A 14041-nucleotide genomic window follows, 5' to 3' on the forward strand; every position below is an offset into this window, starting at 1 on the left:
ATCAGCGGCCGCGCGGGGGCCGGCTGAAGAAGCCGACCACGTACGTCAACGCGTCGACCAGCGCATCGATTTCCGACGTCTTCGTGTAGAGGTAGCTCGAGGCGCGCGTCGAGGACTGCACCCCGAACCGCTCGTGCAGCGGACGGGCGCAGTGGTGCCCGCCCCGCACGGCCACCCCGCGGCTGTCGAGCAGCTGGCTGACGTCGTGCGGGTGGATCTGCTCGCCGTCGCGGTTGACCAGCGTGAACGAGAGGGCCCCGCCCCGGTCGACCGCCGTCGCCGGCCCGAGGACCGTCAGGCCCGGAACCGTCGCCAGCCCGTCGAGCGCGTAGGCGGTGATCAGGTGCTCGTGCGCCGCGACCTGGTCCATGCCCAGCGCGCTCAGGTAGCGCGCCGCGGCGGCCAGCCCGACCGCCTGCGCGATCGGCGGGGTGCCGGCCTCGAAGCGGTGCGGCGGCGGGGCGAAGGTCGACCCCGTCATCCGGACCGTCTCGATCATCTCGCCGCCACCGAGGAACGGCGGCAGCGCGGCGAGCAGGTCGTAGCGGCCCCACAGGACGCCGATGCCGGTCGGGCCGACCATCTTGTGGCCGGTGAAGGCGACGAGGTCGGCGCCCAGCGTCTGCACGTCGACCGGCATCTGCGGCACGGCCTGCGAGGCGTCGACGACGACCGTCGCCCCGTACGCGTGCGCCGCCGCGGCGACCTGCGCGACGGGGTTGACCGTGCCCAGCACGTTCGACACGTAGGTGATCGAGACGACCTTGGTGCGCTCGTTGATCAGCCCGGCGGCCAGGCCGCCCTCGACGTCGAGCCGGCCCTCGTCGGTCACGTCGAACCAGCGCAGCGTGGCGCCCGTGCGCTCGGCGAGCAGCTGCCACGGGACGATGTTGGAGTGGTGCTCCATCACCGAGACCACGATCTCGTCGCCGGGACGCAGGGCGGCGCCGACGGTGTGGGCGCAGAGGTTCAGCGCCTCGGAGGCGTTCTTGGTGAAGACGATCTCCTCGCTGGAGGCGGCGCCCACGAACTCGGCGATCACCGCCCGCGAGGACTCGAACGCCTCGGTCGCCTCCGCGCCGAGCAGGTGCATGGCCCGGGCGACGTTGGCGTTGTGGCTGAGGTAGTGGTCCTCGATCGCCTCGACGACGCAGCGGGGCTTCTGCGAGGTGTTCGCGCTGTCGAGGTAGACCAGCGGCCGGCCGTCGGGCGTCGTGCGCTCGAGGATCGGGAAGTCCGCGCGGATCGCCTCGACGTCGAACGGGATCGCCTCCTCGGCCGGGAGCGCCTGCGCGCCCTCCAGCTCCTCCGGCTCGACGAGCGCCGGGTACTCCGCGTGCGTGGTCACGAGGACCTCCTCAGGCTGTGGTGCAGCGTGCTCAGACGGTCGCCGCGGCGTTGGCCGCGCGGACGTACTTGTCGTAGCCCTCGGCCTCGAGGCGCTCGGCGAGCTCCTGGCCGCCCTGCTCGGCGACGCGGCCGTTGACGAAGACGTGGACGAAGTCGGGCTTGATGTAGCGCAGGATCCGCGTGTAGTGCGTGATCAGCAGCACGCCGCGGTCGCCCTGGGCGGAGAAGCGGTTGACGCCCTCCGAGACGATGCGCAGCGCGTCGATGTCGAGGCCGGAGTCGGTCTCGTCGAGGATCGCGAACCGCGGGTTGAGCAGCTCCAGCTGGACGACCTCGTGGCGCTTCTTCTCACCGCCGGAGAAGCCCTCGTTGACGCTGCGGTTGGCGAACTCGCGGTCCATCTGGACCCGGTCCATGGCGCCGTTGACGTCCTTGACCCACGTGCGCAGCTTGGGGGCCTCGCCGTCGATCGCGGTCTTGGCGGTGCGCAGGAAGTTCGCGACGCTGACGCCGGGGACCTCGACCGGGTACTGCATGGCCAGGAACAGGCCGGCGCGGGCGCGCTCGTCGACCGACATGGCGAGCAGGTCCTCGCCGTCCATCGTCACGGTGCCCGAGGTGACCTGGTACTTCGGGTGGCCGGCGATGGAGTAGGCCAGCGTGGACTTGCCGGACCCGTTCGGACCCATGATCGCGTGGACCTCGCCGCTGCGGATGGTGAGGTCGACCCCCTTGAGGATCTCCTTGGGGCCGGACTCGGTGTTCACCGAGACGTGCAGGTCGCGGATCTCGAGCGTGGACATCGTCATATCTCCTAGAGCGTGCGGGAAGTCAGTTCTGGGGGGCGTCAGGCTGGGCCTCGAGGTCGACGAACACGTCGTCCCCGACCACCTCGACGCGGTAGACCGCGACCGGTTCGGTCGCCGGCAGCCCGAGCGGCTGCCCGGTGGTCAGGTCGAAGCGCGACCCGTGGAGGTAGCACTCGATCTCGCCGTCGCCGACGTCGCCCTCCGACAGCGGGATGGCGGCGTGGCTGCACTCGTCGGCGATGGCGTAGACGCGCTCGCCGCTGCGGACGATCGCGACGTCGTCACGACCGATCTCGACCGCGAGGGCCGACTCGCGGGCGAGGTCGCGCAGGGCGCAGGCCCGGACGAGGGCCATCAGGCGTCCGTCCCGGCGGGCTGGGTCGGCAGGCCGACGTTCACCTCGAGCTCGGCCTCGACGGCGGCGAGCAGCCGCTCCTCGACCCCGGCGACGCCGATGCGGCGGATGATGTCGGCGAAGAAGCCGTGCACGACCAGGCGGCGGGCCTCGGCCTCGTCGATGCCGCGGCTGCGCAGGTAGAACAGCTGCTCGTCGTCGAAGCGGCCGGTGGTCGAGGCGTGCCCGGCGCCGGCGATGTCGCCGGTCTCGATCTCGAGGTTCGGCACGGAGTCGGCGCGGCAGCCGTCGGTGAGGACGAGGTTCTTGTTCGACTCGTAGGTCTCGATGCCCTCGGCGACCTTACGGATCAGCACGTCGCCGATCCACACCGAGTGCGCGCCCTGGCCCTGCAGCGCCCCGCGGTAGTCGACGTTGCTGCGGGTGTGCGGCGCGTTGTGGTCGACGAACAGGCGGTGCTCGATGTGCTGGCCGGCGTCGACGAAGTAGAGGCCGAGCTGCTCGACCGAACCGCCGGGGCCCGCGTACTCCGCGGTCTCGACGAGCCGGACCAGGTCGCCGCCGAGCGAGGCGGCGATCGTGCGCACCTCCGCGTCGCGGCCGACGACGATCGAGGTCTGGCCGCCGTGCACGGCGTCGTCGTCCCACAGCTGGAGGCCCGCGAACTCGACCTGGGCGCCGTCGCCGACGAGCAGCGTGGTGTTGCCGGCGTAGACCGCGCTCCCCCGGTGCTCGAGCACGACGATGCCCTTGGCGAAGGCGCCGACGCGCACGAGCAGGTTGCCGTACGCCCGCTGCGCGCCGCGACCGGTGACGGTCACGACGACCGGCGCGTCCAGCTGCGTCTCGGCCGCCACGTCGACGAGCGCCACGTGCGCGGCGTGCGCAGCCGCGAGGGCGGCCACCCGGTCGACGGGGGCCGGACCGCCGAGCGCCCGCGCCTCGTCGGCGGTGATCTCGGAGACCGTGACGCCGGCGGGCGCCTCCACGCTCACCTCGACGTCGCCCTGCGCGTCCCCGCCCTGCAGCAGCCCACGGAACCGCTTCAGCGGGGTGAACCGCCACACCTCCTCGCGCCCGGTGGGGAGCGGGTGGTCGGCGAGGTCGTACGAGGGGTTCGGGTGCAGGTGGGACGCGACGGTCTCCACCGCCGCCGAGACGGCCGCGACCGAGCCGTCGGGCGCGGCGTCCGGCACGACCTCGATGGGCGCGTCGATCTGGACGGACAAGTCAGGCATTCCTTCGGGTTGCGCCCCCGGGCCCCTCCACGGGGCCCAGGGGGACGTGCTCGGTCTGGCGGCGGGTGGTGCGGCCGGCGTCAGCCGACCGCGCCCTCCATCTGCAGCTCGATGAGGCGGTTGAGCTCGAGGGCGTACTCCATCGGCAGCTCGCGGGCGATCGGCTCGACGAAGCCGCGCACGATCATCGCCATCGCCTCGTCCTCGGCCATGCCCCGGCTCATCAGGTAGAAGAGCTGGTCGTCGCTCACCTTGGACACCGTCGCCTCGTGCGCCATGGACACGTCGTCCTCGCGCACGTCGACGTAGGGGTAGGTGTCGGACCGGCTGATCTGGTCGACGAGCAGGGCGTCGCACTTGACGATCGAGGCCGAGTGGCTCGCGCCCTCCTGCACCTGGACCAGGCCGCGGTACGAGGTCCGGCCACCGCCGCGGGCGACGGACTTGGAGATGATCGAGCTCGACGTGTGCGGCGCGCAGTGGACCATCTTGGAGCCGGCGTCCTGGTGCTGGCCCTCGCCGGCGAAGGCGATCGACAGCGTCTCGCCCCGGGCGTGCTCGCCCATGAGGTAGACGGCCGGGTACTTCATGGTGACCTTGGAGCCGATGTTGCCGTCGATCCACTCCATCGTCGCGCCCTCCTCGCAGGTGGCGCGCTTGGTGACGAGGTTGTAGACGTTGTTCGACCAGTTCTGGATGGTCGTGTAGCGGCAGCGGGCGCCCTTCTTCACCACGATCTCCACGACCGCGCTGTGCAGCGAGTCGGAGGAGTAGATCGGGGCGGTGCAACCCTCGACGTAGTGCACGTACGCGCCCTCGTCGACGATGATCAGCGTCCGCTCGAACTGGCCCATGTTCTCGGTGTTGATCCGGAAGTAGGCCTGCAGCGGGATCTCGACGTGCACGCCCTTGGGGACGTAGATGAACGAGCCGCCCGACCAGACCGCGGAGTTCAGCGCGGAGAACTTGTTGTCGCCGACCGGGATGACCGTCGCGAAGTACTCGGCGAAGAGCTCCGGGTGCTCCTTGAGCGCCGTGTCGGTGTCGAGGAAGATGACGCCCTGCTTCTCGAGCTCCTCGTTGATCTTGTGGTAGACCACCTCGGACTCGTACTGGGCGGCGACGCCGGACACCAGGCGGGCCTTCTCGGCCTCCGGGATGCCGAGCTTGTCGTACGTGCTCTTGATGTCGGCGGGCAGGTCGTCCCAGGTCGCCGCCTGCTTCTCCGTCGAGCGCACGAAGTACTTGATGTTGTCGAAGTCGATGCCGTCGAGCTCGGCGCCCCAGGCGGGCATCGGCTTGCGGTCGAAGAGCTTGAGGCCCTTGAGGCGCAGGTCGAGCATCCACTGCGGCTCGCTCTTGAGCGCCGAGATGTTCTCGACGACGGCGGTGCTCAGACCGCGCTGTGCGATCGAGCCGGCCTCGTCGGAGTCGGACCACCCGAAGCGGTAGCGACCGAGGGCGTCGAGGTGCTCGTCCTGGCTCTGCCCGGTGCCCGGGGCGGCCGCGACGGGCGCGGTGCTGGTGGCGGTCTCGTCAAGGATGTCGGTCATGTGTGCTCCTCGTGGTCGGGGGCGTACGTGAAGTTCAAGCCGGGCTCGGGACCGGATGTTCCGGTCGGCCCGTGTGATCTCGGTGGGATTCGGGGGACGTGGGTCGTGCAGACGCCGTCGCCGTGCGCGATGGTGGCCAGGCGCTGGACGTGGACGCCGAGCTGGCGGCTGAACGCCTCCGTCTCGGCCTCGCAGAGCTGCGGGAAGCGCTCGGCGACGTGGGCCACCGGGCAGTGGTGCTGGCACAGCTGCTCCCCCGCCGCCGCCGGGCGGACCGACGCCGCGTAGCCCTCGGCCGACAGCGTCCTGGCCAGGACCTGCGTCGGGCTCTCGGCGTCGTCGGCCCCGTCGAGCGCGCGCCGGAAGTGCTCCTCCAGCGCCGCGAACCGGGCCTCGGCGAAGGCGTCGACCGCCTGCGGCCCCGCGGTGCGCGCCAGGAACTCCAGGGCCTGCACCGCGAGGTCGTCGTAGCCGGCGCCGAAGCTGTCGCGACCGGCGTCGGTCAGGGCGAAGACCCGGGCGGGGCGACCCCGGCCCCGGGCGCCGTACACGCGCTGCTCGCGCGAGGTGAGCAGGCCCTGCTCCGCGAGGCCGTCGAGGTGGCGCCGCACGCCGGCGGCCGTGAGACCGAGACGCTCGGACAGCTCGGCGGCCGTCGACGGGCCGTGCTCGAGGATCGAGCGCGCCACCCGCTGCCGCGTCGGGGCGTGGTCGGGAGCCGGCTGCTCGCCGGCCACCTGCCCCGACGTCTCCTCGGCGGTTTTCACAAGGCCAGTGTGCTCTTATTCACCGCCCGATCAAGCGAGGCGACCCTTACCCCTGGGGCTCGGCCGGCGCCTGCTCCTCCAGGGGTCGGGCCGCCCGGCCCCGCCGGGGCCGCGCGTCGTCCAGCAGGGCCAGGACCGCTTCCCGGTCGGCCGGGTCGAGGCGCCGGAAGAACACCGACGCGTCGTACGCCGCCTGCGTGCGCCGCGCGCGCCGGGCCCCGAGCAGCGCGAACCCGGCGAGCAGCGGCAGGGTCACCACGAACCCGGCGACCAGGTACGCGTTCGTGACGGAGGTGAGGCTGTCGGTCCTCGGCCGGACCATGACCGTGGCGAGGTTGGCGAGCCGGACCAGCCCGTAGACGGCCATGCCGAGCAGGAGCCAGCGGCGCCGGTGCTCGCGCAGGCGCCGCCCGGCCGCCAGGGCGAGCAGGTAGACGGTGGTCAGCACCACCGGCAGCGTGAGGAGCGAGCCGAGCACGGCGTACACGGCCGCGAACCGACCCTGGTCGGCGCGCGCGGCCCGCAGCACCCAGCCCGAGAGGTGGTAGACGAACCATCCCCAGGCCGACTCGACGACGAGCACGCCGAAGGCGAAGGCGGAGGCGAGCAGGACCTTGCGCGACAGGTCGCTGGGCGGGCGCCGCGCGACGGGCCCCTCCCCGCGGCGGCCGCGCCGCTGCCGGAGCCCGTCGACGAGCAGCGGGGCAGCACCGCTCGAGGCGCCCGCGGTCTGCGACGCCAGCTCACCGCCCCAGCCGAGGGCGGCGAACAACCCGCTGACCGCCACCGAGAGCACGACGCCGAGGGCCAGCGCGCCGACCGACGACACCCAGGAGCCACCCGACGGCGGCGTACCTGTGGTGCTCACGCCCTCATTCTGGCCAGAATCGGCTCCGGAGGTGTCCGACCCGGCGCAGCCCGTTCGTCCAGAGGGCAGACCGGGCGCCGGGCCCGGCCGGAAGGAGGAGGACGAATGACCCAGTACGCGCTGCTCATCCACAGCCGGGACGTCGACTGGTCCCTGCCCGAGCACGCCGCGGAGACGGCGGAGTACGACCGGTTCGGCCGGGACCACGGGGCGGACATCCGCGGCGGCGCCGCCCTGCACCCGACCAGCACGGCCACGACGGTCCGCGTCACCGGCGCCCGCGGGGGCGACGTCGTCACGACCGACGGCCCGTACGCCGAGACCAAGGAGGCGCTGATGGGCTTCTACCTGGTCGAGGCGGCCGACCTCGACACGGCGCTGAAGATCGCCCAGGACTGCCCGGGGGCGTGGGACGGCGCGATCGAGGTCCGCCCGGTCCTCCACATGGGCGACTGAGGACCACCCTGAGCAGCTCGGCAGCGGGCACCGGCGACCGGCTCGCCGAGGTGGTGCGGCTGGAGGGCGGGCGGGTGCTCGCCTCCCTGGTGCGCCAGCTCGGCGACTGGTCGCTGGCCCAGGACGCGGTGCAGGAGGCGTCGCTCGCGGCGCTGGAGACCTGGCCGGCTCGGGGGATGCCCGACGAGCCGCGGGCCTGGCTGATCGCCACGGCGCGGCGCAAGGCCGTCGACATGCTGCGCCGGGAGCGGGCTCGCGGGGACAAGGAGCGCGACGGGGTGGCGCTGGTCGACCAGCGGCGGCGCGACGAGCCGGCGGAGGGAGACCCCTCCGGTCTCCCCGCCGGCCTCGAGGACGACCTGCTGCGGCTGCTGTTCACCTGCTGCCACCCCAGCCTGGCCCCCGAGGCGCGGCTGGCGCTCGCGCTGCGGACGCTGTGCCAGCTGTCCGTCGCGCAGGTGGCGGCCGTGCTGCTGACCACGGAGACCGCGATGGCGCGCCGGCTCGGGCGCACGCGGCAGAAGATCACCGCCGCGCGGATCCCCTACCGGGTGCCGGCCGCCGAGGAGCTGCCGGAGCGGCTGGGTGCGGTGTGCGGCGTGGTGCACGCGACGTACACCGCCGGCCACGCCCCGCTCGTCGGGGACGCCCTCGTCGACGTCGACCTGTGCGCCGAGGCCGTGCGGCTCGCGCGGCTGCTGGTCGCGACGTTCCCCGACGAGCCCGCGCCCACGTCGGTGCTGGCGCTGCTGCTCCTGACCGAGGCCCGGCGCCCGGCGCGTGCGGACGCCGACGGCGAGGTCGTCCTGCTGCCCGACCAGGACAGAGGGCGCTGGGACAGCGCGCTGGTCGTGGAGGGGGCCGCGCTGCTGGCGACGAGCCTGCGTCGCAGCGGCGGTGTCGCCGACCCGTACCAGCTGCAGGCGGCGGTCGCGCTCGAGCACGACCGGGCGCCGTCGTACGCGGCGACGGACTGGGCCGAGATCGTGCGCCTCTACGACCTGCTGGTCTCGGTCGCGCCGAGCCCGGCGGCGTCGCTCGCGCGCGCCGTCGCCCTGGCCGAGCGGGACGGGCCCGAGGCCGGCCTGGCGGCGCTGGACGGGCTCGGCGGGTCCCACGACGCCCGGGTCCGCGGCGTGCGCGGCGAGCTGCTCGCCCGGACGGGCCGGCGGGCGGAGGCGGCGCAGGCCGTCGAGCCGCGCGCGGACGACGAGCTCACCGCCCCGGAGCGACGGTTCCGGGAACGGCGGGTCCGCGCCTGGCGAGCCCTGGCCGGGGAGGGCGCCGGCGGTCAGGAGCAGCCGGGTCAGCCGCCCAGGATGTCGGCGAGGTCGTAGGTGACGACCTCCTCGAGCTGCGCGTACGTGCACGAGCGCGGGTCGCGGTCGGGGCGCCAGCGGTTGAACTGCGCCGTGTGGCGGAACCGGGGCCCCTCCATGTGCTCGTAGCGGACCTCGACGACGAGGTCGGGGCGCAGCGGGGTGAAGGAGAGGTCCTTGCCGTTGTTCCAGCGGCTGTACTCGCTGTTGCGCGGCGTGCGGGTGCCCTCTTCCTGCTTGGCCCAGGCCCACGGGTGGTCGTCGAAGGTCGTGACGAGCGGCTGGAGCTCGGTGAAGAGCTCCTTGCGGCGGGCCGCGGGGAAGGCGCCGATGACGCCGACGTTCGCGAGCTGGCCCTCGTCGTCGTAGAGGCCGAGCAGCAGCGAGCCGATGCTGTCGGGGCCGCTCTTGTGCACGCGGTAGCCGGCGACGACGCAGTCGGCCGTCCGCTCGTGCTTGATCTTGAACATCACGCGCTTGTCGGGGCTGTAGCGCAGCCCGTTCGGCTTGGCGACGACGCCGTCGAGCCCGGCGCCCTCGAACTGGGTGAACCACTCCTGCGCGACCGCGGGGTCGGTGGTCACCGGCGTCAGGTGCACCGGGGGCTGCGCGCCGGCGAGGGCGCGCTCGAGCACGGCGCGCCGTTCGGCGTACGGGCGGGCCGAGAAGTCCTCGTCGCCCCAGGCGAGCAGGTCGAAGGCGACGAAGCTCGCCGGCGTCTCCTTCGACAGCTTCGTGACGCGGCTGACCGCGGGGTGGATGCGCTGCTGCAGCACCTCGAACTCCAGCCGCTCCCCGCTCGCTGGGTCGACCACGACGATCTCGCCGTCGATCACCGCCCGCTCGGGAAAGCTCGCCAGGACGGCCTCGACGACCTCGGGGAAGTAGCGCGTCATCGGCTTGCCGTTGCGGCTGCCGATCTCCACCTCGTCGCCGTCGCGGAAGATGATCGACCGGAACCCGTCCCACTTGGGCTCGTAGGTGAGGTCCCCGGTGGGGATCTCCTTGACCGACTTCGCCAGCATCGGCGCGACCGGCGGCATCACGGGCAGGTCCATCCGCTCATCCTGCCCGGACCCGCTGCGCGCCGCCCGGGTGGCTGTGACCCCTCGCTCACCAGGCCGGTTCGCGGGCACCGCCGCCCTAGACTCCAGACGTGGCCAGCCCGACCGCGTTCGCGCTCCAGGTGCGCGACCTGACCGTGCGCCTCGGCGGCACGGCGGTGCTCGACGCGCTGAGCCTCACTGCGGCCGACGGCGCCCTGACGGCCGTCCTCGGGCCCAACGGCGCCGGCAAGACCACCCTCGTGCGCTGCTGCACCGGGCTCGTGCGTCCCGACGCCGGCGAGGTCGCGGTGCTCGGTCGCGCCCCCGGCTCGCCCGACGTCACCGCCGCGATCGGGGTCATGCCGCAGAGCACGGGCGCCTGGTCGGGCATCCGCGCCGTCGAGCTGCTCCGCTACCTCGCCTCGCTCTACGCCCACCCGCTCGACGTGGACGCCCTCGTCGCGCGCCTCGGCATCGGCGCGTACGCCCGCACGCCCTACCGGCGCCTCTCCGGCGGGCAGCAGCAGGCCGTGAACCTCGCGGGCGCCCTCGTCGGGCGCCCCTCGCTGGTGTTCCTCGACGAGCCGACGGCGGGCATGGACCCGCACGCGCGGCGCGCCACCTGGGAGCTGCTGCGCGAGCTGCGCGCGGCCGGGGCGTCGGTCGTGCTCACCACCCACGCGATGGACGAGGCCGAGGCCCTGGCCGACCAGGTCTGGATGATCGACCGCGGCCGCGTGGCTGCGTCCGGCACCGTCGCCGAGCTCACCACGGGCGGCCAGACCCTCGAGGACGTGTTCCTCACGCGGACCCACGGGGTCGTCGGATGAGCGCCGCCGGCACCGTGAGCGGGCCCGGCCCCCTCGACCTCAGCCCCGCCCCGGGCGCCGCCCCCGCGGGCACCCGGGTGCTGAGGCACGCGCTGACCGAGTTCCGGCTGCTGGTCCGCAACGGCGAGCAGCTCCTGCTGGCCCTGGTCATCCCGCTGGCGATCCTCGTGCTCGCCGCGCTGACCCGCGGGCGGTTCGTGCCGCTCGCGGACGCCGCGCCGTCGGTGCTCGCGCTCGCCGTGTGGTCCTCGGCCTTCACCTCGACCGCGATCGCCACGGGCTTCGAGCGGCGCTACGGCGTGCTCGAGCGGCTGGCAGCGACCCCGCTGGGCCGGGGCGGGTTGCTGCTGGGCAAGGCGCTGGCCGTCGCGCTGGTGCTGCTGGCCCAGCTCGTCGTGCTGGCCGTCGTGGCCCTCGCGCTCGGGTGGCGCCCGGCGTACACCGGCGCCTCCGTGCTGGCGAGCCTCGCGCTGCTGGTTCTGGCCGCGGTCGCCTTCGTCGCGCTGGCGCTGCTGCTGGCCGGACGCCTGCGCGCGGAGATCACGCTCGCCGTCGCGAACCTCGTCTACGTCGTGCTGCTCGTCGCCGGCGGCCTCGTGCTGCCGGTCGCGCGCTACCCGCGCGTGCTGCAGCCGGTCGTCGAGGCGCTGCCCACCGCCGCCCTCGGTGAGGGCCTGCGCGCGGGGGCCGCGGGTACGGTCCTGGGCTGGCCCTTCGCCGTTCTCGCCGTCTGGCTCGTGGTGGCCGTGCTCGTCGCGCGGCGAGGGTTCCGGTGGACGTCATGACGACCGCGCCAGCACCAGCAGCACCGACCGAGCCGAGGGGACAGCGATGACCGCGACCGAGGTCCGCCCGGCGTCGCCGGAGCGGCGCAGCACCCCGCCCTGGGCGCCGCTCCTGCGCCTGGTCACGGGCGCGGACGCGATGCGTCGCTGGGCGGTCGCCGCGCTGGCCATCAACGTCCTGATCGTCGTCACCGGCGGGCTCGTCCGGCTCACCGCGTCGGGCATGGGCTGCCCGACCTGGCCGGAGTGCAGCGACGGCTCCTTCGTCGCCCACCCCGAGCTCGGCGTGCACGGCGCGATCGAGTTCGGCAACCGGCTGCTGACGTTCGTGCTGATCGTCGTCGTCGCCCTGACGTGGATCACCGCCCTGCGGTTCCGCGACGCGCGCCGACCCGAGGTCCGCGGCGGCCGGCGTCGCGACCTGCGCTGGCTCGCCGGCGGGCTGCTGCTCGGCATCCCCGCGCAGATCGTCATCGGCGGGATCAGCGTCCTGACGCACCTCAACCCGTGGGTCGTGGGCCTGCACTTCGTCGTCTCGATGGTCCTGGTGGGCCTGGCGACGGCCCTCGTGCGGCAGGCCTGGGCGTCGCGCCGGGCCGACGTCCGCCACGGCCTCGGGCGCCTCGCGGGCCGGGTGGCGTTCGCCGGCATGGTCCTCGCCGTGTGGCTCGGCACGGTCGTCACCGGCAGCGGTCCCCACGCCGGTGACCTCGGTGCGGTGCGCAACGGCCTCGACGGCGGGCAGCTGGCGCACCTGCACGCGGCGGCGGTCTGGGTGACCATCGCCGCGACCGTGGTCTGCCTCGCCCTCACGCGCAGCCGCGCGGTCGTCCTGCTGCTGGTCGTCGAGGTGCTGCAGGCCGCGATCGGGCTGGCGCAGTACCACCTGGGCGTCCCGGTCGGCCTCGTCGCCCTGCACCTGCTGGGCGCCTCGCTCTCGGTCGCCGCCGCGACGAACGTCCTGCTCGCCGTCCGCCGCCGCCCCGCGCCCGCGGCCCTCGTCTGACGGCCTCCGGGAACGCTGCCGTCAGGTGCGCGGGTTGCGCGCCCAGACGAGGCAGAAGACGCCGAACGCGGCGAACCCGAGGGCGAGCGCGGTGAGCAGCACCGCACCGGCCGGCTGGGAACCGACCGTGTGCAGCGCCTCGTCGAGCCCGCCGGCCTTCTTGGGGTCGTAGCTCAGCGCGGCCCAGCCGAACAGCGCGCCGACCACGGCGAGGGCGACCCCCTTGGCCACGTAGCCGATCGTGCCGAGCACGCGGACGGCGCGGGTGCGGTCACCGCTCAAGTCCTCGGTGAACTTCTGCCGCACGCCGCGGACGACCTGCGCCACGGCGACGGCCAGGATCACGGCGGCGACGAGGACGACGAGCGCGCGGCCGAGGGGCACCCCCATCAGCCGACCGGTCAGGCCCTCCTCCTGCTGGTCGGACGAGCCGCCCCCGCCGAGGACCAGCCGCAGCGCGCTCACGCCCAGCGCGAGGTACACCAGCGCCCGACCCGCCGAGGAGAGCCGCTTGAGCGTGCGGCGCCGCTCGTCGTGCTGCTCCGCGACCCGGCCCTGGCCGAGTGCCGCCTCGAACCCCTGCCACACCGTGAGCGCGAACATCCCGACCGCCACCACGCCGAGCAGGACCGGACCGGCCCCGGTCTTGGCCAGCGTCTTGAGCGCACCCTGCTGCGACGCGTCCCCGCCGCCGCCCCACGCCACGCGCAGCGCGAGGTAGGCGATCAGCAGGTGCACCGCCGCCCAGCAGACCAGCCCGGCGCGGACGAGCGCGCCGTACCCGCGGGAGCGCCGCAGCCGCTGGCTCTGCTGCTCGACCTCCGCCTCCGCGCGCTCGGCGGTGACCCCCTCGTCGGCCATGGCCGCAGCGTACGGCGCACGGCGCGGCGGCGGGGGCCGGTTCAGGCTCCTTCCGGCCGGTGCGGGTCAGCGGCGGATCAGGGGCGCTGACGCTCGAGCCACGGGCGCAGCCGGGCGGTGACGAGGGGCAGCACCAGGTAGGTCATCACCGGCGTCAGCACCACGGTGGTGATGAGCACGCGCAGCGCCAGCGGGACCCCGCCCCACGCCGGCAGCAGGGAGACCAGGAGGGTGAAGACGAGGTTCGTGGGGAAGAAGCCGAGCCAGATGCTCACCGCCTGCTTCCACCGGGGCGGGACCGCCCGGCCGCTGCCCTCCTCCTCCAGGACCCGCGAGGCCGGCACGTCGAACCAGCCCTCGATCCCGGTACGCCGCTCGACGCGGGCGTCCTGGACGAACTCCTCGCCCGACCGCAGCCACCAGTGCCGCTCGGCCGACGACTCCCACGCGGCAAGCGAGCCGGCGTCGGCGAAGCGGTAGAGCGTGTACCAGAGCGACGACGAGGCGTCGGCGCGCACCCAGCCCGAGCCGAGGTAGCCGGGCATCCGGCTCGCGAGGCTGGTCCCCGTCTGCACCCAGGCCAGCGCCTCGGCCTGGTGGTCGGCGTCCACGCGCCGCTCGACCGCGACGGTGATGGGCTGCTCGGGGGTCGTCTGGACGTGCTCCACCCCCTCAGTGAAACGCCTCCGGATGACGGTCGTGAAACCGACGACGACGGTTCAGGTGACAGCACCCGACGCCCCTCGAGCCCGTGCGAACGCCCGAGGACGCTCCCTGAGCCTTGTCGAACGCTCCCTG

At 73.9% G+C, this 14041-nt stretch carries 15 protein-coding genes; 5 read left to right on the top strand and 10 right to left on the bottom strand.

Features of this window, described 5'->3' with window-relative positions:
- Position 1: 1 nt before the first annotated feature.
- The 7 genes from BMY04_RS11230 to BMY04_RS11260 form a co-directional block, all read right to left on the bottom strand.
- A complete protein-coding gene (locus BMY04_RS11230; RefSeq protein ID WP_091180672.1) occupies positions 2-1267 on the bottom strand; it encodes a SufS family cysteine desulfurase in 1266 nt (421 codons plus the stop codon).
- Between the two features lie 112 nt (positions 1268-1379).
- Positions 1380-2153: a Fe-S cluster assembly ATPase SufC gene (sufC, locus tag BMY04_RS11235; protein WP_091180675.1), complete on the bottom strand. Its 774-nt coding sequence runs from the start codon at positions 2151-2153 to the stop codon at positions 1380-1382.
- Between the two features lie 28 nt (positions 2154-2181).
- Positions 2182-2514, bottom strand: a complete 333-nt coding sequence (locus BMY04_RS11240; protein ID WP_091179918.1) for a non-heme iron oxygenase ferredoxin subunit — start codon at positions 2512-2514, stop codon at positions 2182-2184.
- Positions 2514-3743 carry a Fe-S cluster assembly protein SufD gene (gene sufD, locus BMY04_RS11245; RefSeq protein ID WP_408630457.1) on the bottom strand — a complete coding sequence of 410 codons (1230 nt, stop codon included), beginning with the start codon at positions 3741-3743 and terminating at the stop codon, positions 2514-2516. Before sufD ends, BMY04_RS11240 begins: the two co-directional genes overlap by 1 nt.
- 89 nt (positions 3744-3832) lie before the next feature.
- Complete coding sequence (sufB, locus tag BMY04_RS11250; protein WP_232506297.1) at positions 3833-5305, bottom strand: Fe-S cluster assembly protein SufB; 1473 nt, start codon at positions 5303-5305, stop codon at positions 3833-3835.
- Entirely contained in the window at positions 5302-6072 is a 771-nt protein-coding gene (locus BMY04_RS11255) for a helix-turn-helix transcriptional regulator (RefSeq protein WP_198410094.1), read from the bottom strand. Before BMY04_RS11255 ends, sufB begins: the two co-directional genes overlap by 4 nt.
- A gap of 46 nt (positions 6073-6118) precedes the next feature.
- A complete protein-coding gene (locus BMY04_RS11260) occupies positions 6119-6940 on the bottom strand; it encodes a hypothetical protein (RefSeq protein ID WP_139209826.1) in 822 nt (273 codons plus the stop codon).
- Positions 6941-7045: 105 nt separating this feature from the next.
- Here BMY04_RS11260 and BMY04_RS11265 point away from each other — a divergent pair, with 105 nt between their 5' ends.
- Positions 7046-7396 carry a YciI family protein gene (locus tag BMY04_RS11265; RefSeq protein WP_091179934.1) on the top strand — a complete coding sequence of 117 codons (351 nt, stop codon included), beginning with the start codon at positions 7046-7048 and terminating at the stop codon, positions 7394-7396.
- Between the two features lie 50 nt (positions 7397-7446).
- Positions 7447-8733, top strand: a complete 1287-nt coding sequence (locus BMY04_RS11270) for an RNA polymerase sigma factor (RefSeq protein ID WP_139209827.1) — start codon at positions 7447-7449, stop codon at positions 8731-8733.
- On the opposite strand, the gene BMY04_RS11275 is transcribed toward BMY04_RS11270, so the two are convergent.
- Positions 8703-9773, bottom strand: coding sequence for an ATP-dependent DNA ligase (locus BMY04_RS11275; protein ID WP_091179941.1), 1071 nt, complete (start codon positions 9771-9773; stop codon positions 8703-8705). The genes BMY04_RS11270 and BMY04_RS11275 overlap by 31 nt on opposite strands.
- 98 nt (positions 9774-9871) lie before the next feature.
- On the opposite strand from BMY04_RS11275, the gene BMY04_RS11280 reads away from it, so the two are divergent.
- The 3 genes from BMY04_RS11280 to BMY04_RS11290 are packed head-to-tail and all read left to right on the top strand — an operon-like array spanning position 9872 to position 12382.
- Positions 9872-10591, top strand: coding sequence for an ABC transporter ATP-binding protein (locus BMY04_RS11280; RefSeq protein ID WP_170854090.1), 720 nt, complete (start codon positions 9872-9874; stop codon positions 10589-10591).
- Entirely contained in the window at positions 10588-11376 is a 789-nt protein-coding gene (locus tag BMY04_RS11285; RefSeq protein WP_091179943.1) for an ABC transporter permease, read from the top strand. The genes BMY04_RS11280 and BMY04_RS11285 overlap by 4 nt, the downstream gene beginning before the upstream one ends.
- A gap of 46 nt (positions 11377-11422) precedes the next feature.
- Positions 11423-12382, top strand: a complete 960-nt coding sequence (locus BMY04_RS11290) for a COX15/CtaA family protein (protein ID WP_091179946.1) — start codon at positions 11423-11425, stop codon at positions 12380-12382.
- A 21-nt stretch (positions 12383-12403) separates the two neighbouring features.
- On the opposite strand, the gene BMY04_RS11295 is transcribed toward BMY04_RS11290, so the two are convergent.
- The gene (locus BMY04_RS11295) at positions 12404-13243 is read right to left on the bottom strand and encodes a DUF1206 domain-containing protein (protein WP_091179948.1); all 840 of its coding nucleotides are present in this window, start codon (positions 13241-13243) and stop codon (positions 12404-12406) included.
- Between the two features lie 77 nt (positions 13244-13320).
- On the bottom strand, positions 13321-13911 hold the full coding sequence (locus tag BMY04_RS11300) for an antibiotic biosynthesis monooxygenase (RefSeq protein WP_091179951.1): 591 nt from the start codon (positions 13909-13911) through the stop codon (positions 13321-13323).
- Positions 13912-14041: the final 130 nt, after the last annotated feature.

The sequence above is a fragment of the Microlunatus flavus genome (genome assembly GCF_900110855.1).
In the GTDB taxonomy this organism is placed as follows: domain Bacteria; phylum Actinomycetota; class Actinomycetes; order Propionibacteriales; family Propionibacteriaceae; genus Microlunatus; species Microlunatus flavus.